The 25614-nt window shown below is 70.6% G+C and carries 19 protein-coding genes; 9 read left to right on the top strand and 10 right to left on the bottom strand.

All coding sequences use genetic code 11. The features are described from left to right. Positions 1-255 precede the first annotated feature (255 nt). The 6 genes from HUA78_RS33795 (at position 256) to HUA78_RS33820 (ending at position 11595) form a co-directional block, all read left to right on the top strand. Positions 256-1137, top strand: coding sequence for a hypothetical protein (locus HUA78_RS33795; protein ID WP_174458423.1), 882 nt, complete (start codon positions 256-258; stop codon positions 1135-1137). 120 nt (positions 1138-1257) lie between these two features. Continuing rightward, on the top strand, positions 1258-4566 hold the full coding sequence (locus tag HUA78_RS33800) for a carboxypeptidase regulatory-like domain-containing protein (protein ID WP_174478042.1): 3309 nt from the start codon (positions 1258-1260) through the stop codon (positions 4564-4566). A 51-nt stretch (positions 4567-4617) separates the two neighbouring features. After that, complete coding sequence (locus HUA78_RS33805; RefSeq protein WP_174466248.1) at positions 4618-5022, top strand: TonB family protein; 405 nt, start codon at positions 4618-4620, stop codon at positions 5020-5022. A 35-nt stretch (positions 5023-5057) separates the two neighbouring features. Beyond that, on the top strand, positions 5058-8981 hold the full coding sequence (locus HUA78_RS33810) for a hypothetical protein (RefSeq protein ID WP_174478043.1): 3924 nt from the start codon (positions 5058-5060) through the stop codon (positions 8979-8981). 37 nt (positions 8982-9018) lie between these two features. Beyond that, the gene (gene deoD, locus HUA78_RS33815; protein ID WP_174466246.1) at positions 9019-9744 is read left to right on the top strand and encodes a purine-nucleoside phosphorylase; all 726 of its coding nucleotides are present in this window, start codon (positions 9019-9021) and stop codon (positions 9742-9744) included. Between the two features lie 216 nt (positions 9745-9960). Further along, entirely contained in the window at positions 9961-11595 is a 1635-nt protein-coding gene (locus HUA78_RS33820) for a penicillin-insensitive murein endopeptidase (RefSeq protein ID WP_371745717.1), read from the top strand. Positions 11596-11610: 15 nt separating this feature from the next. On the opposite strand, the gene HUA78_RS33825 is transcribed toward HUA78_RS33820, so the two are convergent. From HUA78_RS33825 to HUA78_RS33835, 3 genes are read right to left on the bottom strand one after another with little or no spacing between them, the layout of a single operon-like run. Continuing rightward, positions 11611-13440: a caspase family protein gene (locus tag HUA78_RS33825; protein WP_254614369.1), complete on the bottom strand. Its 1830-nt coding sequence runs from the start codon at positions 13438-13440 to the stop codon at positions 11611-11613. Next, positions 13440-14195 carry a DUF4384 domain-containing protein gene (locus tag HUA78_RS33830; RefSeq protein WP_141644167.1) on the bottom strand — a complete coding sequence of 252 codons (756 nt, stop codon included), beginning with the start codon at positions 14193-14195 and terminating at the stop codon, positions 13440-13442. The genes HUA78_RS33825 and HUA78_RS33830 overlap by 1 nt, the downstream gene beginning before the upstream one ends. Continuing rightward, on the bottom strand, positions 14192-14677 hold the full coding sequence (locus tag HUA78_RS33835) for an RNA polymerase sigma factor (RefSeq protein WP_141644168.1): 486 nt from the start codon (positions 14675-14677) through the stop codon (positions 14192-14194). Before HUA78_RS33835 ends, HUA78_RS33830 begins: the two co-directional genes overlap by 4 nt. Before the next feature lie 98 nt (positions 14678-14775). On the opposite strand from HUA78_RS33835, the gene HUA78_RS33840 reads away from it, so the two are divergent. Continuing rightward, positions 14776-15654 carry an alpha-ketoglutarate-dependent dioxygenase AlkB gene (locus tag HUA78_RS33840; protein WP_174466243.1) on the top strand — a complete coding sequence of 293 codons (879 nt, stop codon included), beginning with the start codon at positions 14776-14778 and terminating at the stop codon, positions 15652-15654. A 49-nt stretch (positions 15655-15703) separates the two neighbouring features. On the opposite strand, the gene HUA78_RS33845 is transcribed toward HUA78_RS33840, so the two are convergent. The 5 genes from HUA78_RS33845 to HUA78_RS33865 all read right to left on the bottom strand — a co-directional run bounded on the left by HUA78_RS33845 (position 15704) and on the right by HUA78_RS33865 (position 21420). Further along, positions 15704-16954 carry a DEAD/DEAH box helicase gene (locus HUA78_RS33845; protein ID WP_174478045.1) on the bottom strand — a complete coding sequence of 417 codons (1251 nt, stop codon included), beginning with the start codon at positions 16952-16954 and terminating at the stop codon, positions 15704-15706. Positions 16955-17011: 57 nt separating this feature from the next. Continuing rightward, positions 17012-17917, bottom strand: a complete 906-nt coding sequence (locus tag HUA78_RS33850) for a VWA domain-containing protein (RefSeq protein WP_174478046.1) — start codon at positions 17915-17917, stop codon at positions 17012-17014. 81 nt (positions 17918-17998) lie between these two features. Then, entirely contained in the window at positions 17999-19378 is a 1380-nt protein-coding gene (locus tag HUA78_RS33855; protein WP_174478047.1) for an adenylosuccinate synthetase, read from the bottom strand. Then, positions 19375-20298 (bottom strand): VWA domain-containing protein, encoded by a 924-nt coding sequence (locus tag HUA78_RS46820; RefSeq protein WP_371745718.1) that lies wholly within the window; start codon positions 20296-20298, stop codon positions 19375-19377. The genes HUA78_RS33855 and HUA78_RS46820 overlap by 4 nt, the downstream gene beginning before the upstream one ends. A gap of 102 nt (positions 20299-20400) precedes the next feature. Further along, positions 20401-21420, bottom strand: a complete 1020-nt coding sequence (locus HUA78_RS33865; protein WP_174466241.1) for a hypothetical protein — start codon at positions 21418-21420, stop codon at positions 20401-20403. Between the two features lie 51 nt (positions 21421-21471). Here HUA78_RS33865 and HUA78_RS33870 point away from each other — a divergent pair, with 51 nt between their 5' ends. Further along, positions 21472-21945: a putative toxin-antitoxin system toxin component, PIN family gene (locus HUA78_RS33870; protein WP_141644174.1), complete on the top strand. Its 474-nt coding sequence runs from the start codon at positions 21472-21474 to the stop codon at positions 21943-21945. On the opposite strand, the gene HUA78_RS33875 is transcribed toward HUA78_RS33870, so the two are convergent. Beyond that, a complete protein-coding gene (locus HUA78_RS33875; protein ID WP_174478048.1) occupies positions 21921-23465 on the bottom strand; it encodes a hypothetical protein in 1545 nt (514 codons plus the stop codon). The genes HUA78_RS33870 and HUA78_RS33875 overlap by 25 nt on opposite strands. Continuing rightward, complete coding sequence (locus HUA78_RS33880; RefSeq protein ID WP_371745719.1) at positions 23462-24454, bottom strand: multiheme c-type cytochrome; 993 nt, start codon at positions 24452-24454, stop codon at positions 23462-23464. The genes HUA78_RS33875 and HUA78_RS33880 overlap by 4 nt, the downstream gene beginning before the upstream one ends. Positions 24455-24534: 80 nt before the next feature. On the opposite strand from HUA78_RS33880, the gene HUA78_RS33885 reads away from it, so the two are divergent. Then, positions 24535-25548 carry an NAD(P)-dependent alcohol dehydrogenase gene (locus tag HUA78_RS33885; protein WP_174461713.1) on the top strand — a complete coding sequence of 338 codons (1014 nt, stop codon included), beginning with the start codon at positions 24535-24537 and terminating at the stop codon, positions 25546-25548. The last annotated feature ends 66 nt before the right edge of the window (positions 25549-25614 follow it).

The following is a 25614-nucleotide window of genomic DNA, read 5'->3' on the forward strand; positions in this document are numbered from 1 at the left end:
ATGTCCCGGAGCGAGGTAGGCGATGCAACCGGACTGCATTCGCGACCCCACTGCCTGCCCGCCCTGCCGACGACGGGCCCGGTGCTCGGTGGCGTCAGGAGTCGACGCGAAGGGGCACCGCGAGCGCTGTCTCCGCTGGTCCGTCGGGGTGTTGGTTGATGGGCGACATCACAATCGTTGTCGAGCGGAGTGGGCCTTCCGCGCGGGGGGGAGCGAGCGATGCGCCACGATGGACGATTGTCACCAGTCGAGCTGATGCGGCGTCTGACCCTGTCACTCGAGCGAATCGCCGCCCATGGGCTCACGAGCGGCGCCATTCAGGGGGCCTCGGAGGGACTCCAGGCGGAGCTGCCAGGGCTCGACGGACAGCTTCGTCAGCTCATCCAAGACGCCGTGGCCCTGCTTGCTCGGGAGGTCGAGGTCGCGGCCGAGCGTCCTCGCGGTTCGTGGTCTCGCTCGCTCGTGGAGAGCGCGGTGCAGGGGGTGGTGGCGGAGCTGCGGCGCTCGATGCCCGGGGCGGATGCGTTGTCCCATGACCTCCTGGAGCGGGTGAATGGATGGTTGGACCACTCGGCCAAGGCGGCGGACCAGCGTCAGCGGGAGCTGCGCCAGCCCGGCGCGCGTGCCCGGACGCTGGCCACGGGCGCGGTGCGAGGCGCGGTGCTGGAGCTGGAGCACGAGATGCCCGTGCTGGCGCCCATCGCCTCGGAGGTGGCGTCCCAGGCGGGGCGCGGGCTCGTCGAGGGACTGAGCACGGCCCTGGATGCGCGGACCGAGCGGCTCGACGAGGTGCTGGAGCAGGTGGGGCGGCGGTTCATCCACGCCGTGGTGGGGCAGTTGGAGCTGGAGCTGAAGGAGCACCGCGAGCGCTCCGACGTGGACGTGGGCGTCGTCGTCGCGACGATGGCCGAGCGCACGGCGACCGCGACGGTGCGGGGCGCCTCCGAGGAGCTGCGACGCCAGCTCCGTACGACGCGAGACGAGCTGGGGAATCCTTCGCTGCGAAGCGCCAGCCGAGAGGTGACGCTGGGCGTGTTCTCCGCGTTGTCGGAGCGGCTGCGCATGCCCCTTGCCGTCGCGATGGGAGCGGGCGGCGCGCTCATGCTCACCGCGTTCACCCTCGCCAGGCGACGCTGAGCGGCGCGTGGCCCGGGTGCTTCGACGGAAAAAGCCCGAGGCCGACGAACTGCAGCGCGAGGTGGGGGAATGCGGATAGGCTGACCGGACGACACGAGGTCCTCCGGGGTGGGCTCGCGCATGAGGCGATGGTTTGGAATCGGCGCGGGGCTGCTGCTCCTGACACTCTTCCTGGGGCGTCTGTTGCTTGGCGGGACGAGCGTGGATGGGCGCGACACCGGAAAGCCTTCCTCCTCTGGCCTCGGAACGGAGGGCCGGGGATTGTCATGGCGCGCGCTGCTCGCGGCGCCCGTCGAGGCGCCCCGAGGTGAGTTGAGGGTGCGTGGCGTCGTGCTCGGACCCGATGGGCCTGTCGAGGGCGCGGTCGTGGTGGCCACCGAAGCAAAGCCAGACATGCCGTTGCTCAAACAGCCTTGCGACTGTGGCGAGCCCTGTGAGCTGCTGTTGCTGAGCACCCTGTGCCGGACGGAGGGGCTGCTGGACTGGTTGGAATCCGGCGCGGGAGAGACGCCTCCCCTGGCGCGCACCACGACGGACGCGGAGGGGCACTTCACGCTCGCGGGCCTGGAAGCGGGACGGTACGCGGTGTGGGCCGAGGGGCCGCGAGGCGTGGGGTTGAGCGAGGACGTCGCCGCGGGCGGCGAGGAGGTCGAAGTGCGGTTGGGCGGCGAGCCTCCGCTGTCGGGCCAGGTGCGGGACGAGTTCGCGCAGCCGGTGGAGGGCGTCCGCGTCACCGCCATCCTCGTGGCACACAACCGTGCCTTCGAGGTGTCCACGACGTTGGATGGGCGCTTCCAGTTCGCGTCGTTGCCCTTCGGGGACTACAACGTCCTCTTCTCCAAGGAGGGGCTGCTCCCGCAGCGCGTGCAGCTCCGGGGAACCGGCATGCAGCGGCTGGACGTGATGATGCCCCGCGCACGTCGGCTCTCGGGGCGTGTCGTCATGGGAGACGTGCCCATCCCTGGCGCGAGTGTGAGGTGCGGGAACCCATACTGGACGCGCGACGTCGTCACCGACGACCAGGGGCGCTTCACCTTCGAGGCACTGCGGCCTGACCAATATTCGTTCTCCGCCACGCACGGCGAAGCGGTGGCCGAGGAGCGCGTCGGCCTGGCGCCTGGGGGCGACTATCCCGAGGTCGTGCTGGCGCTCGGCAATGCCCTGCTCCTTCCCGGCGAGGTGCGCGACTCCAGGGGCGCGCCCATCGTCGGGGCGAGCATCTCCGCCTGGTTGATGGGGACGCCCGCCGTTCCCCTGGAAAAGCGTGGGACCACGGACGCTCGCGGGGCCTTCACGTTGGGGCCGCTGCTGCACGGCATCTACGCCGTCAATGTCGAGGCACCGGGCTTCCTCGACCATAACGGCGAGGTGCGGCTGGGAGCGGACACCGTGCCGTTCGCCATCGTGTTGCGCGACGCGGTCACGGTGGAGGGAACGGTGGTGGATGCCGAAGGCCATCCCCTGGCGGGAGCAAGCCTCGCCTTGAGGTCCGCGCGCGACCTGAGTGGCCCGTTCGATGCGTCGGTCATGGCGCGGGATGACCTCGAGTTGGAGAGCACCACGAAGACCGAGGAGGACGGCTCGTTCCTGCTCTCTTCCGCCGAGGCGGGGGAGCATGGACTGGTCGTCACCCATGACGCGCATCGGCCGACGTGGCTTCCCGTGACGTCACCTCGGAAGGGGCTCCGGGTGGTGCTCACGCCGGGCGCCACGGTGAGCGGCGAGGTGCTGAGCGAGACGGGCGCTCCCGTGCGCTCCGCCCAGGTGGACGTGGTGCCGGTGGTGTCGGAGGTGGCGGGCGCTCACGACAAGAGGGCGTTCACGGATGCGAGGGGCCGCTTCGCGCTCCAGGGCATCGAGGAGGGGCGGCACCACCTGGTGGTCACCCAGAAGGAGTCGGAGACGCTGCGCCAGTTGACCACGCCAATCGAGGTGCGGGGGCTTCAGCCCGTGTATGCGCGCCTCCAGTTCCTCGCGGGACTGTCCCTCTCGGGTGTCGTCGAGGACGGGGATGGCCGTCCCGTCGATGGAGCCCAGGTGCGTGCGCAGCCGGCGGGGAAGGCCGTGGTGGTGCGACCTCAAAGCGACGGCTCCAGCCGCATCCTGTCGCACCCGGGACCGTCGACGGGCAAGACCGACGAAGGAGGGCGCTTCACGCTGAGCCACCTCGTTCCGGGCGCGTACTCGCTCACGGTGCGAGGCAGTGGCTATTCACTGGATGCGACCCGGACACAGGGGGCCTCGACGACCAGGGGCCAGACCTCCGTGCCCGTCGAGGCGGGCGACGCCGAGGTGCGCCTGGTGATGCGCCGGGACGTGGGCATCCGGGGGCGGTTGGTTCGTGAGGATGGCACTCCCATCACCCGGTTCCAGTTGTGGGACGGCACCGTCACGAATGCGCGGGGCGAGTTCTTTCGGGGCCCCCTCAACGAGGGGAAGCTGACGCTCCACTTTTCCGCTCCCGGCTTCGCGAAGCTGTCGCTCACGGTGGAGGTCGTGGAGGGGCAGTCCCTGGACCTGGGAGCGGTGGTCCTCCACCAGGGACGGCCGCTGCGGGGGCGCGTGACGGACGCGGCGACGGGAAGGCCCGTGGCGGGAGCGCTGGTGGACGTGGGCGACGTCCCCGAGGATGCCGAGGGCTGGGAGCGGCAGGCTCGGCCCAACGAGGAGGCGGGAGCGGCGAGGACGCGGCAGGACGGCACCTTCACCTTGCCGCATGTCATGGAGCGACCGTATGCGCTCGTCGTGACGCACGCTTCGTATTCGCAGAAGCGACTGTTGCTCGGCGCGGGACAGGACGAAGTCGCCGTGGCGCTCGATGCGGGGGCCACGCTGCGCGGCACCGTGAGCGGCTTGAAGACAGGCGATGGCACGGTGGTCCTCTCGGGCGCGGCGAGTGGCTTCCGGAGGGAGGTGCGGGTCGTCTCCGGTCGCTTCGAGCAAGGAAGTGTCCCTCCCGGCACCTATCTCGTGGCTGTCCAGCCTCATGTCCACGAAGAGGAGGAGCCCGCGTCGCGCCCCGTGTTCATGGCGCGGCACGTCCAGGTCCCCGCTACCGGCACGGTGACGGTGGACTTCGAGGCGCGTCGGGACGGGGTGACGCTCCACCTGCGGGTCGAGGGGGCCTGCGAGGACTCCGTGGCCATCCTCGTGCCAGGGTCGGTGCCCGCTCCGAGCACTCCGGGGGAATTGGTGCTTCTTCAGTCCATGTACTCGCGGGAGCTGGCGCGGGAGGGCGGTGGCTGGACGTTCCGCTCGCAGCCGGAGGGGGCCTATACGGCCTTCGTCTTTCGAAAGGACGCGCAGCATCCCTTCAGTGTCGTGCGCGAGGAGTTGACGCTGCCGGGGACAGGAGAGGTGACGCTCGAATTGCCGCCCTCATGGACGCTGCTGCCGGAGAAGCTGTTGATGAAGATGGAGTGGAACTGACGGCGTGAGGCCCCTTCGCGGCGCGGTCCGTGGCGACTACCATTGCGCGCCATGCTCCGCCTCCGTCCGCTGTCTGTCGTGGCCCTGCTCACGCTGGTCGTCGCGCCGCTGGCGCTCGCCGCCGGTGGGACCCCCCAGCTCCAGGCCTTCTTCCAGCCCGAGCTGACGAGCGCCGCGTATCAGCAGCGCGCCTACTCCCAGGTCGCCGGCAAGTGGAAGCAGCCCGCGCGCAAGGGGCTGCCCGCCGTGGGACGCAGGACGGTGGTCCAGGCGGTGATTGGCCGGGATGGCAAGCTCGTCACCGCGGTCATCTCCCAGGAGTCGGGCTCCAAGGTCTGGGATGCCGCCGCGCTGTCCGCCGTGCAGAAGGCCGCGCCGTTCGCGCCGCTGCCCAAGGACTACGCCCTGGCCACGCTCGACGCGCACTTTCATGTCGCGTGGGTCGCCGCACCTTGAACACCTCGCCGCGCTCGTTCGCCTCGGTGCCACCGATGAAACGCTCGTCCCTGTCGTTCGCGCCCCTGCTCCTCCTCGCGCTCGCCCTGGCCGCGTCGCCCGTCGAGGCCGCGCGCAAACCTCGAAGCATCCAGAGCGCGACGAGCGTCGAGAAAATCTGGTCCGAGTCCCAGCACGTCTATGTGAAGGGAGACGTCGGCGCCTCCGAGGAACAGCTCGAGGAGCTGGAGGCCTGGCTCGCGACGAACGCGCCCCACTGGACGGTGGTGTTCCTCTGGAGCGCTGCGGGGGAGCGCTTCGTCGACGCCGAGGGCACGACCTTCACGGGCATCGACGCCGCGTTGCATGCCCTGGGCAAGGGGTTGTCCAACCGCACCCGCTTCGGCGCGCTGAAGCATCCGAAGACGCAGGAGCCGGACGGCGCCGTGTTCGTGCTGTCCCTGGCGGAGCGGAACCTGTCGTATTTCGGCTCGGAGGCGCAGGACCGGCGCAAGGCGGGCGAGGCCCAGTGGAAGGGCGACCTGGATGCTCCGGCCATCGAGGCCATGCGCAACGGCGGTCGCATCATCGACGCGGCGAAGAACACCGTGACGCTCGTCGACTCGCGGGTGGCCTCCGCCATCGACCAGGAGGTGGCCGAGCGCAACCGGCTCATCGAGTCCCTGCGGGGCCGGCTCCTGGCGATGCAGGAGGAGGTGCCGCGCCTCTCCGCGCAGCGGCTTGCGGCCTTCGGGACGGCGCTTCCCTCGGGGCTGACCGCGGCCGCCGTGGACCTTCCTGGCGCGGAGCAGCAGGTCCTCCAGGCCCTCGCGCTGCTGACACCTCTGGAGAAGGCCGACCTCGCGAAGGCGACGGCGGTTCATGACGGACTGCGGACGCGTCTGGACGGGCTGCGCGTGGCGATGGAGACGCACCGTGCCGCGTCCGAGCGACTCAAATCGCTGGAGTCCGCGCAGGTGACGCTGTCCGCGCATCCGTTGGCCGCGTTCGCGTCCGAGCGGCTCACGCTGCTGCGCACGGAGACGGAGACGGCGCGCGGCGCGGTGCGCGACATGACGCTCGCTCATGGCGGCGCGCTCACGTCGGCCGAGGCGGCACGCGCGAAGGTCTCCGAGACGCTGGATGCAGCGGGGCGGGATGGGCAGCGGCTCGCGGAGCTGGCGGGGTTGCTGGAGCGCCTCGCGACGAGGCCGGAGGTCGAAGACTTCCAGGAATCGCTCACCTCGGCCCGGCTGGCGCTGGGGCAGGCTCGCGAGGCGTTCGAGGCGCGCGCCCCCACGCACGGCGAGCTGCTGCGAGCGACTGAGGACTCCTACCGCACGGCAGTCGCGGCGGCGGACGAGGCGGAGCAGGCTCGGAGGACGCGCAACCGGGGCGGGGCGGCGGGTGGCGCGGGCCTGCTCCTCGCGGGTGTCTGGGCGCGTCGTCGCCGCAACGCGAGTCGGCGCAAGGCCACCGAGCTGCATGCCCGCTGGCGCACGGCCATCGACGAGAAGACCCACGCGCTCTTCGGTCTCCTGGAGCGCACGCACCTGTGCGCCGGCAAGTCTCGCGAGGACATCGAAAAGCGCTTCGCGGGGGTCACCCGGGAGCGCGGGCAGCAGCTCGCCTCCGATGTGGACGAACTCTTCCTGCTCGCCACCGCCGCCGCGCGCGTGCTGCATCGGGCCGAGGAATTGCTCGAGGGCTCGGGTATGACGAAGGCCCTGGGAGCGCATCTGGGGACGGCCCGCTACGAGCAGGTCACCCGCTTGCTGCGCGACGAGCCCATCGTCTTCCACCCCGACGAAGGTGTGGAGGACGTGCTGCGCGGACCGCGCACCGAGGCGCAGCGGCTCATCGGCGACCTGAAGAGTTACCAGCCCTTCTCGCTCTCCTTCGAGGCCTTGCTGGGGGCGTTCAACACCCATGCCGAGCGGGCCCTTGTGCTGGTGGACTCGCTGGAGAAGGCTCCGACGACTTCAGTGGACTCGGTGAAGGTGCTGGAGTCCTTCTCGGCCGAGCTGAAGACGACCGCCTCCGGGGACGCGGTGCTTCGCGTGAAGGACGTCATCGGTCACGTCACGCCGTGCCTGGACGCACTCGCGAAGCAAGCGAGGTCCCTGTTGGGTATGGACCCGCTCGCCGCGCTGGAGGGGCCGCTCGCGCAGGGCGCGCGACGGATGGATGATGCACTGGCGCTCGTCACCGTGTTGGACGTGGCCGCGCGCGAGGTGCTCCCGGTGGTGACGCAGGCGGGAAAGGCGCTGGGGGGCGCGGGCCTGTCGCGCCGGTGGTTGGATGACGCGCTCGCGGCCCTGGGACATACGGCGGAGGAGACCGCGAAGGCGCTGGTGGACCAGCCGGTGAAGGAGTCCGTCGAGGTGCTGGGGCAGTCCTTCTCGGCGCTGGCCACGCGAGCGACGGAAGCGGACGAGTTGGTGGCGCTCTCGGCCCGGGCGCGAGATTCCCTGGCGCGCGTGGAGAAGGAAACGGCGAAGGCCCGCGCGGAGCTGGGGCAGTCGATGGACAAGCCCGCCTCGGCGATGCTTCGCGAGAAGGACGCGGACCCGACCGATCGGCACGCCTCTGGCACCCACTCATTGACGGAGGCGCGAGCGGCCCTCGGTGAGGGACAGCTGGATGCGGCGCTCACGGCGCTCACGGCCACCCTGACGCGCGTGGGAGAGGTGGAGGCGCTCATCGCCGGCAGCCACGAGGCCCGGAAGAACTTCGCGGCCCGGCGGGATGCGTGCCGTGCGGAGGCCCGGCGTCTCGAGGTGCGCGTGGCGGATGGCACCGTGCTGCTCGAGGCGCTGACGCGTGGCTATCGCCCCTCCGCGTTGCGGCTGCGGCCGGAGGACCCGATGCATCCGGAGGCCAATGGCACGGTGCAGGACAACCTCGCCGAGGTGGCCCTTCATCGAGGTGAGGCGGCGAAGCGCCTGGCGGAGTCGGAGCTGGCGTATGCGGAGGCCCGATTGCTGGCCACCGCCGCGTTGCTGACGGAGGTGGAGGCGCGCCATGCCCGGGTCCACGCCCGGCTCGATGAAGTCGAGGAGAAGTCGCGGAGACTCCAGTCCACCGAGGAGGGCAATGCCCGCACGCTGCTCGTGGCCCAGGGCCTCATCACGGCCTGTGACACTGATGCCTCCGATGCCCGCACGATGCAGCCCACGCGCACGGCCCGCGATGCAGCCCGGCAGCTCCTCCTGGCGGCGGTGACCGCGGCGGAGACGCGCCCCGCGGACCCCTTCGACGCCGCCGAGCGGCTCGCCTCCGCCTGCCTGTCACTGGAGCAGGTGCGGCAGACCGCCGCCTCGGACCGGGCCCACCACGCCCAGGCCGAGGAGAGCCTGGCCTCGGCGGACCGCGCCCTGTCCTTCGCGGACCAGTGGATTCGTCAGGCCGCCAACGACGGCATCACCGACAGCCGCGCGACGACGGTCGCCATCAACGCCCTGGTGACGCTGCGTCGCGAGCTCGACACGACGATGAAGGACTTCGCGAAGCCCCATGGAGACTGGGTGGCCTTCGACCGGGTGGCGGACCGCATCGCCTCCGAGGCCGCGCGCAAGTCGGCGGACCTGCGCGGAGAGCTGCGCGCCGCCGAGGAGGCCTCCGACGCCATCCGGTCCGCCGCCAGCCTCGTGCAGAGCGCCGCGACCTGGCGGGGCAGGGCGGGAGGCTCCCAGCTCGACTCGGCGCGCCGCGCGCTCGACAAGGGGCTGTATCAGGAGGCACTGCGGTCGGCGGACTCGGCGACGCGCGAGGCTCGTGACGCCATCGAGGAGGCCGAGCGCGAGGAGGAGCGGCGCCGCGAGGAGGCCCGTGAGCAGGCGCGGGCTCGCGAGTCGTCCTCGTCCAGCTCGTTCTCGTCGAGTTCGTCCTCTTCGAGCAGCGACTCGGGCTTCTCCAGTTCTTCCTACAGCAGCGGTTCTTCTGGGAGCGGCTCGGGGTTCGGCAGTTCGAGTTGGTAATCGCGGGCAGGCGCACGGAGCGTTATGGTGCGCCCCCATGGCAACCCCTCATATCTCCGCCGCACCCGGCGACTTCGCCGACGTGGTGCTGATGCCCGGCGACCCCCTCCGGGCCCGCTATATCTCCGAGCGCTTCCTGGAGGACGCCCGGGGCGTCACCTCCGTGCGCAACATGTTCGGCTTCACCGGCACCTATCAGGGCCGCAGGATTTCGGTGATGGGACACGGCATGGGCGTGCCGTCCATCTCCATCTACGCCACCGAGCTCATCAAGGAATATGGCGCCCGTGTCCTCATCCGCGTGGGGAGCTGCGGCGCGCTCCGCCCGGACGTGAAGCTGCGGGACGTCATCGTCGCCACCGGGGCCGGCACGGACTCGAAGGTGAACCGGATGCGGCTCATGGACCATGACTTCGCGGCCGTGCCGGACTTCCAGCTCGCCCGGTGGGCGATGGAGGCGGCGGAGCGACGGAGCAAGGCCGTGCGCGCGGGCACCGTCTTCACGTCCGACCTGTTCTACCACCCGCAAGAGCAGCTCACCGCCACGCTGGTGCGCATGGGCGTGCTGGCCATCGAGATGGAGGTTGCTGGCTTGTACGGCGTAGCAGCCGAGTTCGGTGCGCGCGCCCTGGCCCTGCTCACCGTGTCGGACCACCTCCAGACGGGTGAGGCCCTCTCCCCGCAAGACCGGCAGACCTCGTTCGACGAGATGATTGAGCTGGCGCTCGACGTCGCACTCAAGGTGCCGGTGCCGGCGCCCTGACGCGGACATTCTCGCGCGGGAAGTGTGGCCCTGGCCACGCAGAGAGCGCCCCCCGGGGCAGGGGGGCGCCAAAAAATCAGGGCGGGGCTTTGTGCTCGAACGATTCTCGGGCCATCCTCCGGCCCGGTGCGTTACCCCCTCTGGCTCCTATTGGTTTGCGCCGGCTGTGCCGCGCGCGTGGCTCCCCCCTCTGGCGGCGAGGCTGCCCTTGCGTCCGTGCGTTCGGAAGGACTGACGCCCGCGCGAGAGCAGGTGCCTCCGGCACCGGTTGAAGCCGTGCCGATTGTCTCGGCGGAGGGGGCGACTTCCGGGGCCGCCGCTGTCGTGGCCCAGGCTTCCGACGAGAGCTGCGCGCTGTCGGCGGAGGACCTGGAGGACGAGGCGGCGGAGGCCGGCGAGGGTGAAGGCGACGACGGCGAGGGAGAGACGCCGGTGGTGGGCGGCGAGGTGCCGACGGGGCCGTTGTACTCGGCGGAGGTGTCCGATGAGGACCTGACGCGGCGCTGGAAGGAAGACATCGCGTCGCTCGGCTCGATGGCGGTGGGTTTCGCGCACAGCGGCCGGCTGGTGAACTCCGTGCAGTTCCCCCGGGGCGACGACTGGATTGTCGTGTCGCCGGAGATTGCGTGGGGCACGCAGGAGAGCATCGACTACCTGGTGTCGGCCATTCGTGAGGTGCGCTCGAAGTACCCGGAAGCGCCGCCCATCCGCGTCAACGGCATCAGCAACAAGGAGGGCGGCTACAAGCGTCCTCACAAGAGCCACCAGAATGGCCGGGACGTGGACGTCGGCTTCTATTACCCGACGGTGGACCCCATCCGTGAGCGCGAGCGCGAGAAGTACATCAACGTGCCGCTCAACTGGGCGTTCATCCGCGCGGTCGTCACCAAGACGGACATCCAGCTCATCCTCGTGGACAAGCGCGTGCAGAAGGTCCTGTATGACCATGCGCTCGCGGTGGGCGAGGACAAGGCGTGGTTGGACTCGCTGTTCAGCCCGGTGGGCATCATCCGGCACGCGCGTCGGCATCGGGACCACTTCCATCTGCGCTTCCACAACCCGAGGGCGCAGGAGCTGGGGCGCAGGGTGCAGCCGCTCCTGTCGTTGCAGCCCGAGCACAACGTGACGGTGCACCGCGTGCGCTCCGGTGACACGCTGGGCGGCATCGCGCTGAAGTACGCGTCGACGGTGTCGATGATTCGCAAGGCGAACCGCATGCGGAACAACTTCCTGCGTGCTGGCCAGCGGTTGTCGGTGCCGCTGCGGGGACCGTGCACGAACTGCCCCGTGCCGCCGCCCTTCGTGCTGCCGCCCCGGCAACTGCCGCCCGAGCCGAAGGCTCCCGCGATGGCCGTCGCCACGAGCGCCGCGCCCACCATGGATGCAGCGCTCGCGACGAACTGCGCGAAGCCCACGCCCGTTGCCGAGGCGGTGAAGCCGGCCGCCGCGCCCGTTGCCGAGGCGGGGAAGCCCGTTGCCATGCCTGTCGCCGAGACGGTGAAGCCGGCCGCCGCGCCTGTTGCCGAGGCGGTGAAGCCGGCCGCCGCGCCCGTTGCCGAGGTGGTCAAGCCCGCTGCCATGCCTGTCGCCGAGACGGTGAAGCCGGTTGCCGCACCTGTCGTCGAGGTAGTGAAGCCCGCTGCGCCCGTTGCCGAGACGGTGAAGCCCGCCGCCACGCCTGTTGCCGGAGCGGTGCAGACCACCATCCCGGTCGCTGCGTCGGCGCAGTCGGCCTCATTGCCAGTCGCCGGGTCGGTGCCGTCCGCTTCGGCTACGGCCGTGCCCGCGTCGCCGGCCTCCGTGCACGGTGCCTCGGAGGGCTCGTCCGCCGGTATCTCCCACGGACGCTGAACGTCGAGCGCTTCGCTAGAAGCGCGTCCTCACCCCCAGGTCCAGTGCGGGCAGGAACTTCACCTCGGTGAAGTCGTCCATCCGGAGGACGGCCACGGGCAGTCGTCCTCCGATGAGCAGCGCGAGCTGGGGCATGACGAAGACCGCGATGGACCCCACGGGCGCGACAGCGGGTCCAACGGTCCACAGTGTGTCACCCGACCGGCTCTGCACAACGAGCTGCATGCTGGCCTCGACGCCGCCGGTGAACTCCACGATGCGGGCCTGCTTCTTCCACGCATAGCCCACGCCCAGCCCCGTGATGAACTCCCGGTCATCCTGGTGCGGCCCCTGGCCCAGCTCCAGCGAGAAGGTCATTCCGCTCGACTCCGTCCGGGACAGTTCCAGTCGGAACGACACCAAGGCCCCGTCCGGATCGATCACCGTCTGACGCGCTCCCACCGTCAGGCTCAGTGCACGGCTCCCAGGAGGATTCTGGAATCGTGACATGGGCAGGGGTGGAGGCGGCAGTGCCTGTTCGAACACCGGCTTCTCGGCCGCGGGCTCCCGCGCGCCGACCGCCAGGGGCTCCGAAGTCGGAGGCTCCGGGGACTCCACCGAGACCGTGCCTGCCTCGGCCGCGGCCCGGCGCGTGGCGGCTTCCTCCCAGGGACGAGGTTCCTCAGGCGCCGTCTTGGAGGTCTTCGCACCGGGCGCCTGCCCAGGCTTCACCGGAGCCGCCGACCCCGGCCAGTTCCACTCCTCGGGTGACGAGGAGGAGACGGCCGTCCGCGCCACCGGCTCCGAGCCTCCCTTCCTGCCACCGACGAGAGGAGCGGGAGCCACGAGCTGAAGGTCTTCCCACCGCACCTTCTGAACCTGTCCCGACGGCGCGCGCACCGTGCCCTGGTGCTGCTTGCCCGCGCGCCATGCCCGCAGCTCGTACTCCCCGGGAGGCACCGCGAGCCGGGGCACCGCGCCCGGCCCCAGCTCGGCGAGCACCTGTCCCCGCCCGGGACGCAGCAACAACGCACGCTCGAAGTCGGAGGGCAGCTCCAGGGCCGTGCCCGGGCTGGGGAGCTGGGTGAGGATCAGCTCGCCCTTGCCCGTCAGCCGGTAGTCATAGGCGGGATGCTGCGCGCCCGTCAGCACGTCCGCGGTGGCGGAGACCGTATGCGCATAGGCGTACTGATACGCCTCCGCCAGCGTCACCAGCCCATCGCCGGAGGCATCCGCCGCCCCGCGCAGCCCGGACACCAGATGGTGCGTGAAGAGCGAACCGCCGACCTCGCGAGACTCCAGCGCCAGCTCGTCCTCCGCGCTGGAGGTGAGCAGCGCATGCCCCGTGCTGTGCACCTCGTCCGTCAAGCGCAGCTCGAAGGAGGGGCCGGGTCTTCCGCCCTTGAAGCGCAGCAGCGCGCCGCTTCGGCAACTGTCGACGATGGCCAGCCGCACATCCGCGTGCGTCGCGTCCAGCCACCGGCGCAGCTCCGCATACAGCAGTCGCTCCGTGCCCAGCTCCAGGGCCACGCCATCCGAGTGCCCGGAGAAATAGAAGAGCAGCACCACCCGCGTGTCCGGCGTGACGCGCAGCGAGTCGACCTTCCGCGCGGCGGCGTCCAGCGCGGCGCGTACCGTGGCGAGGTTCTCGCCCTGCAGGACGATGAGGTCCGAGGGTGGCACGTCTCCCAGCTCGGAGAGGACTCCGGCGAGCTTGACCGCGTCGGCCTCGGCGTAGCGCAACGGAGGCCGCTCTCCACTGCCGACGTTGTGGCCGACCAGCACCGCGATGCGCCGGGTCCCCGCCTGGGCGGGCAGGGCGGCGCAACACACGAAGGCGAGGGCGAAGCAGCGGATGAAGGTCATCACGGCTGGGTCTTCTCGAAGAGGAAGGAGGCCTGTGCTCCGGCGGGAACCGGCAACCTCGTGCGGTCTCGGATGACGTCAGCCCCCCCGGCCGAGATTTCACGCAGTGCGGGAGCCACGGACTCAATGGACAGCGGCTTGCGAGAGAACAGGGCGAACAGTCGCTCGGGGCCCGGGGCGCTGTCGAGCACCACGCTCCCCGGAATCTCCAGCGGCAGCCCCCTCGAGGGCAACAGGCCGCTCTCGGTTCCCCCGAACGGGAAGTAGGTGCTCACCTGTCCCGCGCCATCCACGGAGACGACGAGGACGTAGGGCAGCCCCAGTCCCTCGACGACGAAGCGCACCTGGTCGCCCGCGGCCAGCGCCTCGCCTTCCTCCACCTTCCACGTGCGCTCGCCGCGGTGCGCGAAGAGCTGGAGCACCGCGCCTCCCTTGAGGGCGAGCTCGGGCTCCTCGGCAGAGGGGATGGCGACGAGCGCGAGCAGGAGCAGCACCGCCGACGAGAGGGCCAGGGCGGGAGCCCACCATCGCCAGCGGTGTCCCCACGGCGACACGCGGGTGGGGAGCCGGTCGGCGCGGGGCAGCACATAGGCGGTGAAGTGGCGGCGCAGCGACGCCAGTTCGTCCGCGCGGGTGCGACACGTGAGGCAGGTGTCCAGGTGGGCCTGGGTGGCACTGCGCTCCTGGGGGGAGAGCGCATCCATCGCGAGGGCATCCAGCTTGAGGCTGGAGACGTGGGAGGGGGCGGTGTTCATGAGGGGGGCCTCCCGGCGAGCGTGTGTGCGTGCCGGTGGAAGTCTGCGAGCCGGTTGACGACGGTGCGACGGGAGATGCCGAGCACCTGGGCGACCTCGTCCTGGGTCATCCCATCGGCGAGGTGCAGCCAGGCGACCTCGGCCGCCTTGGGGGGCGCGGTGGTGATGAGGCGGCGAGCGAGGTCCCGGTCCTCCAGGAGTCGCTCGGCGTCGACGCCTGGTGCCTCGGGAAGCTCTCCGACGGGCACGGCGCGGCGGCGGCGGTCCCGGGCCTGGTTGAGGCAGTAGTTGGTGGCCACGCGGTAGATCCACGCGAGGGCGTGGTGGGCATCCGGGGCGCGGGCCAACTGACGGTGCAGGCGAAGGAAGGTCTCCTGGGCCGCGTCGGCGGCCGCGGCGTCGTCGCCCAGAATCTGGCGGCAGCGGGCATACAGGGCGGGCCCGTAGGTGCGGTAAAGCGCATGGAGGCGGTCTTCGGACATGGTGGTTTCGCGTTCCGGCCTCCCTACCAACACCCGGGGTGTCCGGATTGCGCAACAGGCGCTCCGGACAGAGCGGGTGTGGTAGCACGGGGCCGCCCATGGCCCTTCCCCCCCGCCGTGGCCCCTCGCTGGCCCAGAAGGCCCGCCAGCGCACTCCGGGTCACCACTACAACGCGAGCTTCCTGTCCGACGCGGACCGGATGGACATCCTCAACTGGCTCGGTGGGCTCCACCCGCTCTGGGAGGAGCGTTACTCCAAGCACTTCCCGCCCCCGCCGGGGCAGCAGCAGCGGCGCCTGCTGCGGCCGGTGTACTGGCTGGGAAACTGGCAGTTCGCGTGCCTGGACTACTACCGCCCCCCCAAGGGCCTCTTGAACCGGTGCGTCAAGGCGGAGCCCTTTCCGGCGGTGCTCCAGCGGCAGGTGGACAAGGTGGAGGCGCTGGCGCGGCGCATGTTCCGGGGGCCGGACATGCCCAAGGGCTGGCACCTCAACACCTGTCTGGTGAACTTCTACGGCAGTCGCCTGGAGGATGACCGCTGGGTGGACACGGCGCGGGTGGGTGAACACAAGGACTTCGAGCCGGGGCCGGTGGCCTCGCTGTCCTTCGGAGAGCGGGCGCTCATCCAGTTCGTCACGTCCTCACGGCCCGGTGAGCGGGACGCGGTGGTGCTGGAGCAGTGGCTGGATGACGGCTCGCTGGAGCTGTTCGGCGGGACGCGGTGGAAGGAAGAGACGTTCCACCGGGTGCAGCGGGTGGACACGCGCGAGGGGCATGACCTGGCGCCGAAGCTGCCGGACTTCCGCACGCGGCGCATCAACCTGACGTTCCGCTACGTGCCGGATGCGCACGTGATGCCCTTCGCGAAGCTGTCCGACGAGGCGCGCGAGGACGTGCGCGGCTACATGGCGCAGCTCGCCAAAGGCAGCGCCTTCTTCCGCGCGGAGCTGGAGCGCGAGCGCCCCGCTTCCCCCTGACGCGAACCCCCGTCGCCGGGGGTGGGTGGCCCTGGAGCCCTCGGCCTGGTCAGCGCTTGCGATGCGTGCGGGCGTGTCGGCCTTCGGGCCGCCGCTGCTCGCGCTTGGGCGCCTCCGATTCCTGCTGCGCCGGGCCCGGGTTCTTCTGTGAGGCGAGGAACTGGGCCCACGCCTCCTGGAACACGGGGGCCTCGCGAGGCACCGGCACTCGGGGAATCTGTCCGCGCATGATGCGCTCAATCTGCGCGACGACTTCCTTGTCCTTGGGGATGGCGAACGTGGAGGCCACGCCGCTGGCCTGCGCGCGCGCCGTGCGACCGATGCGGTGCACGTAGTCCTCGGGTGAATGGGGCAGGTCGTAGTTGATGACCTGTCCCACGTCCTCCACATCCAGGCCGCGCGCGGCGATGTCCGTGGCGACGAGGCACCGGTACGTCCCCTTGCGGAAGCCCTCCATCGCCTGGCGACGCTGGTTCTGCGTCCGGTCCGCATGCAGCACCGCGCTCTTGTGGCCCGCGCGCTGGAGGATGCGCATCACCTTGTCCGCGCGCTCCTTCGTCTTCGTGAAGACGAGCGCCGTCGTCGAATCCTCCGCCAGCAGCGTGAGCAGCAGCGAGGACTTCTCCTCGGCCTTGACGATGTAGAGCCGCTGCTCGGCCCGCTCGGCGGGAGTGCCGCTGCGAGTCACCTCCACGCGCACGGGACGGTACAGCCGCTCGCGGGCGAACTCGGTGACGTCCGGCCCCAGCGTCGCGGAGAACAGCAGCGTCTGCCGACGGCGGGGCAGGGCCTCGAAGATGCGCTCGAGTTGAGGGAAGAAGCCCATGTCGAGCATCCGGTCGGCCTCGTCGAGCACCAGGGCCTCCAGCTTGCTGAAGTCCACCATGCCGTTCTCCAGCAGGTCCACCAGGCGGCCAGGCGTGGCGAGCACGAAGGTGGGCTGGGCCTTGAGGGCCTCCACCTGGGCGCCCATGTCCTCGCCGCCGATGACCACGGCGTGCGTCAGGCCGCGGGCCTCGGCGAAGACCTGCACGGGCTCGGCGATCTGCTGGATGAGCTCGCGGGTGGGCGCGAGCACCAGTCCGAGCGTGCCCGACTTGCTGTGGAAGCGCTCCACGAGGGGCAGCACATAGGCGGCCGTCTTGCCCGTGCCGGTGGCCGCGCAGCCGATGATGTCCTTGCCCGAGAGGGCAGGGGGAATCGCCTGGGATTGGATGGGGGTGGGCTGCGTGAAGCGCACCCGGCGCAGGGCGCCGAGGGTGGCCTTGGACAGTCCGAGCCGTTCGAAGGATTCACTCACGGCTTCGGGGTATCACGGCGCGAGGCTCCGTGGGAAAGAGCCTCGACCGACACTGTCCTACGTCGTGGCTCGCAGCTTCTGGGCCCAGGGCTCCAGCGCCCGCAGGATGCCCTTCACCCGCTCGGGGGGCTTGCCGGAGTCCCGAAGGCGCTTGGCGATGGCGTCGAGGTGGGGGACGGCGCGCTCGGTGAGGGCCACCAGCGCGGCGGCGACGTCGCAGGTGTCCACCGCGTCATCCATGCAGATGACCCTGTCGCCCATGACGATGCGCCAGAAGTCCTCGCAGTAGCCCCTCCGCCGCTGGTCCGGGATGAGGAAGAACGGGTGGAACGTCCGCTCCAGCCGCTCGACGGCCTGATAGATGGGCATGTCCTTGTCGAGCGTGTCTCCGATGAGGGACTTCACCTGGGTCAGGGACACGTTCTCCAGGGCCGGCTCGTCGCCCGTCATGAAGAAGTAGCCCTTCTTCCCGCGCTTCTCGAAGCAGTCCATCGCGGTGTGCTCGGCGGCGAAGTACATGCCCAGCTCGTACGACTCGCCGGGGTTCGAGCCACCGCCGCGCTCCAGGAACATCCAGGTGAGCCACTGGTCCAGTTGATTCTCGGAGGACTCGAACTGGCCGACCTGGAGCGGGGCGCGGTCGAAGAAAGCGTCACCCACCGCCATGAAGAGCACCTGCGGGTCGGGGATGCCCGCCTCCATCAGGTCCTTCATGAACGAGGGGAACGTCTGGCGCGCGAGGCTCTCGGGGATGTTGCCCATGGAGCCCGTCACGTCGAGCGCCATGACGACGGCGAGCGAGTTCGGGTGGGACGCGCTGTCGCGGCTCTCGCGGAACTTCACCCCCAAGGGGTCCATCTGGGGATGGCAGGCGCGCTGCTTGAACACTTCCTGAGGCGGCAGCTCGCTGCGAGCCTTCGTCATCGCCTCATGCGCCTTGTGGCTGTAACTCCCGTAACCCATGACTGAAAGACCCCCTCGGTGGAGACACCGCGAATGCACCTCGCGATGTGCCCGGACGCTAGCCCGGAGGCCCTGTCGTCGTCAGCCCCGGGAGCGCTTGTCCCGGGCCCTGGGGCCCTGTGACGTCACGGAGACGCGCACGCCCAGGGTCGCCTCCACCCAGGTGATGAAGCGCTGCGTCCGGGTGTCGGCGCTCTCTCCCAGCGCAAGCGTCGTCCGCTCGGGTGTGCAGCGGGCGAGCGCCCCGGTGAGTCGTGCCTGCCATGCGAGGTCCTGGGCCGCGCCGGGACGCAGCGCAGTGACGCGCCCGGCCTCGTCGCGCACCACGAGCGCCTCGTCTTCCGCGGTGCCGGGAGGTGCGTGGTACGCGGAGCACACGGGCCAGTGCGGGCCAAGCCTGTCCACATGTGTCAGGGCGAGCGAGTCCACACCGCCGCAGACCTGGAGCGCATAGCGTCCGAGGACCGCGTCGAACCCGCCCACGCGGAAGCCGCCCTGCCAGCCGTCGGCGGTGTTGTGAGGCTCGGGCACCAGGGCCGCGAGCGATGCTTCCTCGGTGGGCAAGGGGCCCTCGCCGTGGCGCGTGGCGTAGGCGCGAAGCACGCCGAGTCGATGCACGTCCCCGTCGAAGCCCTGCTCGCGCAGCAGGGCCAGGGCCGGCTCGAAGGTGCAGGTGCTCCAGGTGGTGTGCGGATGGAAGCCGCGCCACTCATCCAGCAGGACGCCCTGCGCGCCCTCGAAGACGGTGTGGCCCTCGCGCAGCCGGGGGCCGAGCCAGCCATCGCCCACCACGCGCTGCTCGGGATGGATGACGCGCACGGCCTCCACCCAGCGCGAGGAGATGTCGGAGTCCTCCAGCAGTCCCAGCTCGGGCGCGGAGTCGGGATGGCCCATGGCGGCGCGCCGCACCTCGGCCAGCTCCGCGCGAAGTCGCTCCTGCGCGGCGCGGGCCTTCCTGGTGAGGACGTCGGGTCGACACAAGTCTGCTGCGAGGACGGCGGCCTCCGGATGCGCGAGCGCGTCGCGCATCGTCTCGCCCACGCCCACGCCGCAGGTGCCATGCCGCCGCGCGCCCCGGCCCAGCTCGCGCAGCCGTCCGGCCGCTTGATGGAACGGGGTGATGACGCGGGCGCGCTCGCTCACCGTCACGCGCGACAGGGCGTCCGGGACACCGCGCTCCGCGAGGTACTGCGCTTCCACGTGGAGGGCCAGTGGATGGAAGACGGTGGAGTGCGCCAGGTGCGTGGCCACGCCAGGGACGAAGGTGCCCGCGCCGAGCTGGGAGAAGGTGTGGTGCCTGCCGTCATCGGTGACGACGTTGTGGCCCGCCTGGGCGCCTCCGTTGAAGCGCACGACGAGCTGGGCGCCGTGGCGCCGCACCAGCCAGTCCGTGAGCGTGCCCTTGCCCGCGTCGCCGAAGCCGAGGTCGACGACGACGTGGGCCGCGCGGGGCGCCTTCATCGCTCGTCGCGAGGGATGCGGCGGTGGCCGGAGTTGGCGTCGTTGGTGGGCAGCGGCTCATCCTCCAGGCGAGGCTGTGGCGTGCCATCGCGCCCCAGCGTCGCGGCGAAGGACGTGAGCGCGCGGATGACGGCGCCGCGTCGGGGTCGCTCCAGTCCGCCTTTCTCCAGATGTCGGGCCAGCGCGTCCAGGTCTGGGATTGCGCCCTCGCACAGACCCACGAGACTGGCCGCCACATCCACCGTGTCGGTGGGGTCCTCCATGCAGATGACGCGGTCTCCGAGCAGCTCCCGCCAGTCGCGCTCGCAGTTGCGGCGTCGGGCCAGGTCCGGGATGAGGAAGAACGGCTCGAAGCCGACCTGGAGCTCCTCCACCACCTGCCGGACGGACAGGTCCTCGTCGAGCGTGTCGCCGATGAGGGACCTCACCTGCTTGCGAGAGACATACCCATAGGGGCGCTCGTCGCCCGTCATGAAGAAGTAGCCCCGGTGTTTGCGCTTGCGCCAGCAGTCCAGGTCCGTGTGGCGCGCGGCGAAGTACATGCCCAGCTCATAGGACTCGGTGCCGGGCGTGCCGCCGCCGCCTTCCAGGTAGCTGGACGTCAGCCACTGGTCCATCTGCCGCTCGGAGGACTCGAACTGGCCCACCTGGAGCGGAGCGTGGTCGCTGTTCGCGTCGCCCACCGCCATGAAGAGGACCTGGGGGTCCGGGATGCCCACGTCCATCAGGGACTTCATGAAGTCAGGCAGCCGGCGCCGGGCGAGCAGCTCCGGGATGGAGCCCATGGAGCCCGTGACGTCGAGGGCGAAGACGATGCCCAGGGACTTGGAATGCGCCTCGCTGTCGCGACTCTCCCGCCACTTCACGCCGTGCGGGTCCATCAGCGGGTGACAGCGCTCCTGTCGGAAGACGCGCTGCACGGGTATCTCCTCACGGGCCCGTGTGAATGCCGCATGTGCCGCGTGGCTGTAGCTCCCGTAACCCATGGCTCGACTCTCCTTCCTCGCACGGCCAGGCCGCGCTCAACGCCACCCAGGCAGGGTGAAGGGAACGTAACTCGGCGGACCGAAGGACTCCTGCGCGGCGGCGGAGACCTGCTCCTTCACGCTCCACGCATCGACGTCCAGGCCACTCCGCCCCGAATGCTGCGCGCGCAGCAGCTCCGCCAGGGGCGCTGGCACGCGGGACGGCACCGAGCCCGTTGCCGGGTCTCCACCGAGGACCCAGGTGATGGAGCGCGCGCACATCGCCACGTCCGTCTCCGGAGTGGGCACGCCTCCATTCCACAGTGTGTCGGGATAGAAGTCGCGGTGCGAGGCGCTGGTGGAGGGCAGGGACTGGAACGAGCGGTGCCGCACGGCGCTGGACCAGCCGACCAGCATCAGCCCGTGGTCCCTGGGGTGGAGGAGCAGGTGGGGCGGCAGCACCGCGCCGTGGACGTAGCCCGCGCGATGCACGAAGCCCAGCAGCTCCAGCGCGCGCTTCCACATCCAGACCGCGGCGCGTGGGTCGACGCCATCGGAGTACACCTCACGCACCTCCGAGAAGGTGTGCTGGAAGCCGCTCGTCCACCGGTACACCAGCGCCGCGCGAGCGATGCCCTCCGGGTCCTTCGCGGTGCCTCGCGCCACGGGCTGGGGGAGCAGGCGGGTGAAGTACTCTGCGCCCTGGGCGTCGGTGCGCTGCAGGTCCTCCAGCACCTCGTACTCGCGGGCGAGCAAGTCCTTGTCGTCGAGCGCGCGGGCCACCTTGAGCACCACCAGCTCGGTGATGCGGGAGTCGCGTCGCGCGAGGAACACGTCACTGCCGTCGCCTCGGCCCAGGCGCCCGAGCAGCACGTAGCGCGTGTTCGCCACCGTGACGCGGGGTCGGTCCGGAGCGAAGAGAGGGTCGTCCGCGGGGCGAGCGGGCTTGGGCCAGACAGCCGCGCCCTTCGCGGACACCATGGCACCGCAGTAGTCGCAGGTGAGGATGCCATTCGGTGAGGACGGGGGTGGAAGCTTCGCGCCGCAGCCAGGACACTTCAAAAGCTGTAGTTCCATCCACCCCTCACGCAGTGCCGGGCGAGCATACCGCAGCCTCCAGGAACCCGAATGTCCCCATTGACGCCTCCGCTCCCCGTGGTGCTCGACACCAACGTCGTCCTGGACCTGTACGTCTTCGAGGACCCCGCGCTGCGCGTGCTCCAGACGGCGCTGGAGGCGGGCGCGCTGGAGGCGTGGGCGGAGGACGCGACGCTGGCGGAGCTGGGCTTCGTGTTGGCGTCGCGCCACTTCCTGCCGGGACGAGACCTGGAGGGCCGGAGGACGGCCCTGGAACGCTACCGGGCTCGCGTGAAGGTGCTCCCGCCGGACGCGTCAGGGCCTTCGCTGGAGCTGCCTCGTTGCAAGGACCGCGACGACCAGAAGTTCCTCCTCCTGGCCGCCCGTGCGGGGGCGGCGTGGCTCGTGAGCAAGGACAAGCGCGTGTTGTCGATGTCGGACCGACAGGGGATGCCCTTCGTCATCCTCACCCCCCGGCAGGCCGTGGCGCGACTGGAGGCTCAGGCGTTGGTGGCGGGCCGGTAGCGAAGCACGCGCACCGACTCGAGGCCGATGATGAAGGTGGTGATGGCGCTCAGCTTCGCCTTGCCCCCGGACTCGCTCCAGTCGAGCACGTGCACGAAGACGGGCTCTCCACCCTCCTCCGCGTTCCGGTTTCCGAAGACGAGCACCGTGTCGGCCTTCTCGCCCGAGTAGGTGACGAGCGTCTGGCGGAAGGAGATCCACGACTCGCGGCTGCCGTTCTCCTCGCTGAGGCCACGCAGGAACGCGGTGGGCTGGGCGAGCGAGCCCTGGACGTACTCGCCACCGGTGAGCTGGTGCTTGAGCTGCTCGCTCCGGGTGCTCAGCTCGGGCTCCCGGTCACCCATGCAGCCCATGCACTGTTCATCGCAGCCGCAGATCTCCTCGGGCTCGGAGAGCGTCCGGCCCTTGCGGTCCGCTTCACACTGCTTGACGCAGGCGGCGAGCGCGCGGGACTCGGCCTTGTGGGTGCTGGCGATCTTCGCGCGCATCTGGGCCTGGGTGGCGTCGGACTCGAAGAAGGACGCATCCGCCAGGTGCAGCAGACCGGCGACCCGCACGAGTCCCGGGTCATCCATGGAGGACAGCGCTGAACTGGCGGCGGCCTTCTGCGGGCGCAGCAGCGCGGGCCTCACGCGAACCCACTTCGAGCGGGCCTCGGACTTGTCGCCGTCCAGGTTCAGGCTGGCGCGGTCGAACAGCGCCGCCGCGGCCTTCGCGCGAGCCAACTCCGCCTTGTAGGAGTCCTTCACCTTCACCTGGGCCAGCCACTTCGTGGGGGTGCGCTCCGTCTGGTAGAAGACCTCCTGCTGCTTCTCGGTGTTCTTCTGGATGAAGAGGTCCTCGGTCTTGTAGCGAGGCGCCCACTCCAGCTTCGCCTGTGTGTCGTTGCGCGCGGCGGCCATCTTCCGCTCGTACGCGTAGGCGCGCACCTGCTCGAAGGCGGCCGTCTCCATCTCCGCCTTGTAGGGGTCCTCGCCCTCCACGTAGACGCGCAGGTCGCTCAGGCAGGTGTCGTCGTACGACGCGCCGGGATAGGTGGACACGAGGGTGAGCCGCACGCCCTGGACCTTGCCGGGCACGGGCAGGGGGATTTCCTGCCAGCCGAGCACGTCCTTCAGCTCCACCTCCACGGCGGTGCCCGTCGTCTGCGGCCCCGTCTCGCCCTGGACGAGCGGCTCCAGCTTCACGCCCTTGGGACGGGCGTTGGCCCGGTAGAGCTTGTCCGTCTTCTGGTAGCCGTTGCGCAGGAAGACGCGGAAGGACTTCGCGCGTGTCAGCTCCGGGCCCCACCACTCGATGGCCTCGCCCTCGCCGCGTCCCTTGGCGCCCTCCACCCAGGCGGTGGCCGGGTCATCATCGGCGACGTAGAGCGGGAGGTAGTTCTGGGCATGTTTGTTCCAGCCGTTCTCCAGGAAGGAGGACGCTGTCACGCGGCGGGGATGCAGGCGGTGGGCGGTGCCCGCGTCGGGCTCCAGGAGGACCGGCGGCGCGGCGGCGAGGATGAGCGACAGGAGAATCATGGCTTGCGCTCCATAGGTGTTCGGGTCGAGGGAAGGGGCGCGGCCCACAGCACCAGCTGTGAGAGCCCCGGGGGATAGAGTCCCGAGTCTTCCTGCTCACGGGACACCAGGTGGTAGACGACGCGGGCATAACGCGCGCCCGCGGGCATGCGGATGCGGCGAGGCGGGCCGGGAACCAGCCGGGTGTCCTCGACGGCGCCCAGGTGTGGCAGCGGCTCCGGTGGCCAGGCGCGCACTTCGATTCGACGGCCCAGCGTGGCCACGGTGCGCGAGGACTCGAAGAGGGGATGGTCCGAGACCTCCACGCTGACCCAGCGCATGACGTCACCGGAGGGGAAGGCGTGGCCCACGTCGCGCGTGGAGAGCAGGAGCGCGCCGTCCACGGCCTCCACGACGAGCGCGGCCTTGAGGGACTCCGTGCGACGGGTGCCGCCCAGTCCGTGGTCGCCGCGAGGCATGTGACAGCTCGTGCAGTGGCGCGTGTCGCCCGTCTGTTTGCGCCACCGGGTCCATTCGCCCACGGTGTCCTGTTGCCACTGGGTGTCGGAAAGCCGGACGCGTTGGCCATCGCCCTGGAGCACCGGGAAGCCGAACTGGTGACAGCCCGCGCAGGGCATCGCGGGGGCGGCCTTCGCGTCACCGAGGGGGGCGTGACAGCCCGCGCAGGTGACGCCGTGCTCCTCGGGAGGGCTGCCCGTGGGAAGCGCGCCGCGCTCGAGGTTCCGCGCGAGCGGGGCGTGACACTGGACACACCAGGCGGGCCGGTCCTCGGTGATGGCGACCTGGAAGACGTCGTCCGTGCGCGCGGTGGCGTGGCCGCTGCGCTTCCAGGCCTCGACCTGGGGGGCGTGGCACTCCGCGCAGCGCTGGACGCTCCAGTCGGGGAGCCCGTGCGGCGCGGGGCCAACCTCCATGCGCGCGGTGCCCTGGGGGAAGCGAGGGCCGGGCGCGGAGGCCAGCAGTGCGCAGATGAGGAGGAGGGCGTGCACGATGAGGCGGGGAGTGTAGGCGCCCTCCGTGTGCGAGCGCGACTCCCACTCTGGGGCGTGGGCGCGGTAGAACCCGACCCATGCGGGCCTATGAAATTCGAGGCGGATTCGGGTTGGACAAGCTGGTGCTGGGCGAGCGGCCGGACCCCGAGCCGGGCCCGTTCCAGGTGCGGGTGCGGGTGAAGGCGACGAGCCTCAACTACCGCGACCTGATGATGGTGGAAGGTCGCTACAACCCGAGGCAGAAGCTGCCGCTGATTCCCAACTCGGACGGCGCGGGTGTGGTGGACGCGGTGGGGCAGGGTGTCACGCGCGTGAAGGCGGGAGACCGGGTGATGGGCCTGTTCTCGCAGGCGTGGCCCGCGGGTGAGCCGACGCGCACGGCGCAGCAGCACACGCTAGGGGGGCCGCTGGACGGCGCGCTGGGCGACACGATGGTGCTGCACGAGGACGGGGTGATGCTCACGCCCGCGTACCTGTCGGACGAGGAGGCGGCGACGCTGCCGTGCGCGGCGCTCACGGCGTGGAGCGCGCTGGTGACCTATGGCGCGTTGAAGGCAGGAGACGTGGTGTTGCTCCAGGGCACCGGCGGCGTCTCCATCTTCGCGCTGCAGATAGCGAAGCTGCTGGGCGCGCGCGTCATCATCACTTCCAGTCGCGACGACAAGTTGGAGCGAGCGCGCGCGCTGGGAGCGCACGACCTCATCAACTACGTGACGACGCCGGACTGGGACAAGGCGGCGCGGGCGCTCACCGGGAACGCGGGCGTGGACCACGTCGTGGAGGTGGGTGGGGCCGGGACGTTCGAGAAGTCACTGCGCGCGGTGCGGCCCGGGGGCACGGTGTCCGTCATCGGCGTGCTGAGCGGTGGCTCGGGCGCCGTGCCGCTGACGTCCATCCTGATGCAGAACCTTCGCGTGCAGGGAATCCTGGTGGGGCATCGCCAGGGCTTCGAGGCGCTGGTGCGTGCCTTCTCGCAGCACTCGGTCCGTCCCGTGGTGGACCGCGTCTTCGCCTTCGACGAGGCGGTGGCGGCGTTCCATCACCTCAAGAGCGGCGCCCACTTCGGGAAGGTGGTCGTTCGCGTCGGGTGAGCGGGTGCTGCTCTGTATCGCAGGAGTGGAGACGGGCCCGGTGACGTGAAGTGCTCACCGGGCCTG

The sequence above is a fragment of the Myxococcus sp. CA033 genome (assembly GCF_013336625.1).
GTDB lineage: Bacteria > Myxococcota > Myxococcia > Myxococcales > Myxococcaceae > Myxococcus > Myxococcus llanfairpwllgwyngyllgogerychwyrndrobwllllantysiliogogogochensis.